This is a genomic window from uncultured Flavonifractor sp., assembly GCF_944387675.1.
Lineage (GTDB): Bacteria > Bacillota > Clostridia > Oscillospirales > Oscillospiraceae > Flavonifractor.
This window is the reverse complement of record NZ_CALXFV010000167.1, coordinates 1-2,581: the sequence shown is the minus strand read 5'-3', so window position 1 is coordinate 2,581 and position 2,581 is coordinate 1. Positions and strand designations below refer to the sequence as shown.

At 26.3% G+C, this 2,581-nt stretch carries 2 protein-coding genes and 1 pseudogene; 2 read left to right on the top strand and 1 reads right to left on the bottom strand.

The genetic code is table 11. The annotated features are described in order from the left end of the window. A pseudogene (locus Q0J74_RS11065) lies at positions 1 to 192 on the top strand (ribonuclease Y); the annotation flags it as partial. Positions 193 to 485: 293 nt separating this feature from the next. On the opposite strand, the gene Q0J74_RS11060 reads toward Q0J74_RS11065, so the two are convergent. Continuing rightward, complete coding sequence (locus Q0J74_RS11060; RefSeq protein WP_297214577.1) at positions 486 to 2,153, bottom strand: ribonuclease J; 1,668 nt, start codon at positions 2,151 to 2,153, stop codon at positions 486 to 488. 164 nt (positions 2,154 to 2,317) lie between these two features. On the opposite strand from Q0J74_RS11060, the gene Q0J74_RS11055 reads away from it, so the two are divergent. Next, a partial coding sequence (locus Q0J74_RS11055; protein ID WP_297214575.1) for a signal recognition particle receptor subunit alpha occupies positions 2,318 to 2,581 on the top strand: 264 nt, incomplete at its 3' end.

The window sequence follows — 2,581 nt, the reverse complement described above, 5'->3', positions numbered from 1 at the left end:
GTTGATAAAACTTATGCGATGCAAGCTGGTAGAGAATTACGTGTAATAGTTAAACCAGAAGAAATTGATGATTTAACTAGCTACAAAATGGCAAGAGATATAAAAGAAAAAATAGAAAACAAACTACAATATCCAGGAACAATAAAAGTAGTTGTAATTAGAGAAACCAGAGCTGAAGAAATTGCAAAATAAATATGTTGTTTTAAACATATTTATTTTTTTATATAATTATTAGGAGGGATTATAAAGTGAATTCGATTTTAATTCAAATTCCTGTGAATAATTATCAATGGATTTCGAATTATTTTAAGTTAAATTACGGTCTTGAATGTGATATTTTAATTATTAGTAATGATAAAATGATTATTGGCTTAGTATGCGATAGCGAACAGAAAAAATTGATAAAAAAATATGTTAAAAGTAAGTTTTAAATCATAAAAAAACACAAATATGGTTTTTTGTGTTTTTTATAAAATTATTAGTTTTTATATTTTCGTTTCTAAAATCATTGGCATAATTATAGGTCTTCTGCCTGTTAACTCAATTATATAAGAATTAATTTCCAATATTATCCTATTTTTTAAATCAATATGATTGAATGTTTCTTTATTTAACTCGCTAATTGCAATTTGTTTAATCTTTTTTTCTATGTCGTTAATTAAATTTTGATTTTCATTTACGATGACAAAACCACGAGTAGTTACATTAGGATTTAATGTTAAGGTTCTATTTTCACTATTTACGTTTAAAATGGCTATTAAAACACCATCAGTCGACATTATTTTTCTATCTTTTATAATTGAAGTTCCTATATTACCAATTCTTTTACCATCTACATATATACTATTAATTGGTATTGAATCTTTTAAATAAACTTTATCTTTATTTAATGCAATTCTATCGCCATTTTTGATAACAAATGTATGATCTTTGTCTATTGAACATGAATTTGCTATTTCTGCATGCTTCTTTAACATTCTATATTCTCCATGAATAGGTATAAAGTATTCGGGCTTTATTAATCTCATAATTAGCTTTAATTCATCTTGTTTTCCATGACCACTTGTATGTATATCTGATTCGCTTGCATTAGTATATACCTTTGCGCCTTTTAAGTACAACTTATTAATAACCCTATTAATACTTAATGCATTACCAGGAATAGGACTTGAAGAAAAAATTATTGTATCATCTGGTAATAATTTAACATTGCTATCTACACCGTTTGCAATTCTTGATAAAGCTGCTAACGGTTCACCTTGGCTTCCGGTACATAAAATGCATACTTCGCTTGGATTCATTCTGTTAGCTTCGTCACTAGTTATAAAAATATTATCATCTGATATAAAGCCGCATGATTTAGCGATCTCAATACTATTGATCATACTTCTACCAAAAACAACGATTTTTCGGTTGTTATCTTTACAAGTTTCAATTATATGTGCAACTCTATATATATTACTTGCAAACGTAGCTAAGATAATTCTGCCTGTACTTCTAGCAAATAATTCTCCTAATGCCTCATCAACTGCTGATTCGCTTATTGAAAAACCAGGTACTAAAGCATTGGTACTATCGCTTAATAATAATCTTACACCTTTTTCTCCTAAAGAAGCCATTTTTTGTAAATTGGCCATTGGCCCTATGGGTGTTAAATCAAATTTAAAGTCTCCTGTAGTCACAATTGTTCCATTTGGTGTATGAATTGCTATTCCATATGAGTCGGGTATAGAGTGAGTAGTTCTAAAAAATTCAACTTCAAAATGATTGAATTTAGCAACAACATTTTCATTAATAATTTTTATATTGTTATACTTAATATTTTTATCATCTAATTTATGTTTTATTAATTCAGTAGCTACATTTGATGCATATATTACTGGTATTTCAACTTCATTTAATAAAAACGGAATACCTCCTATATGATCTTCATGACCGTGCGTTATAAATAAAGCTTTTATTTTGTTTTTGTTATTTATTAAATATGTGTGATCAGCTAAAACGTAATCGATTCCAAGTAATTCATCCTTGGGAAACATTACTCCAGCATCAATGATTATTATTTCATCATCATGCTCAATTACATACATATTTTTACCGACTTCTCCAAGTCCTCCTAACGCAAAAAAAAGCGTTTCAATATTTTTATTCATTAAAAATTCTCCTTTGCTATTAACAACTAATTTTCAAAACGAAAAATAAAGTAATTACAATTATACTATAAATTTCAAAAAAAGTCTAGTAAAGTATATATAATTAAAATAAAGTAAGTTGTAAAAGATAATTTCGCTTGCTATAATATTGGTGGTGAATAAATATGAGTTTTTTAAAAAATATAGGGAAAATATTTGGAAAAAGTAAAGATAATGAAGTGAAAAAGTATGAAAAAGCGTTGTCTAAAACAAGAAATGAATTTGTAAATAGATTAAATTTTTTAGGTGTAAAGTATACCAAAATAGATAATGCATTATTTCAAGAACTAGAAGAAATATTAATAATGTCTGATATTGGAGTTATGACTGCTATAAATTTAACTGAAAAATTAAAAAAAAGAGTTAAAGAAGAAAAAATAGAAAATTTT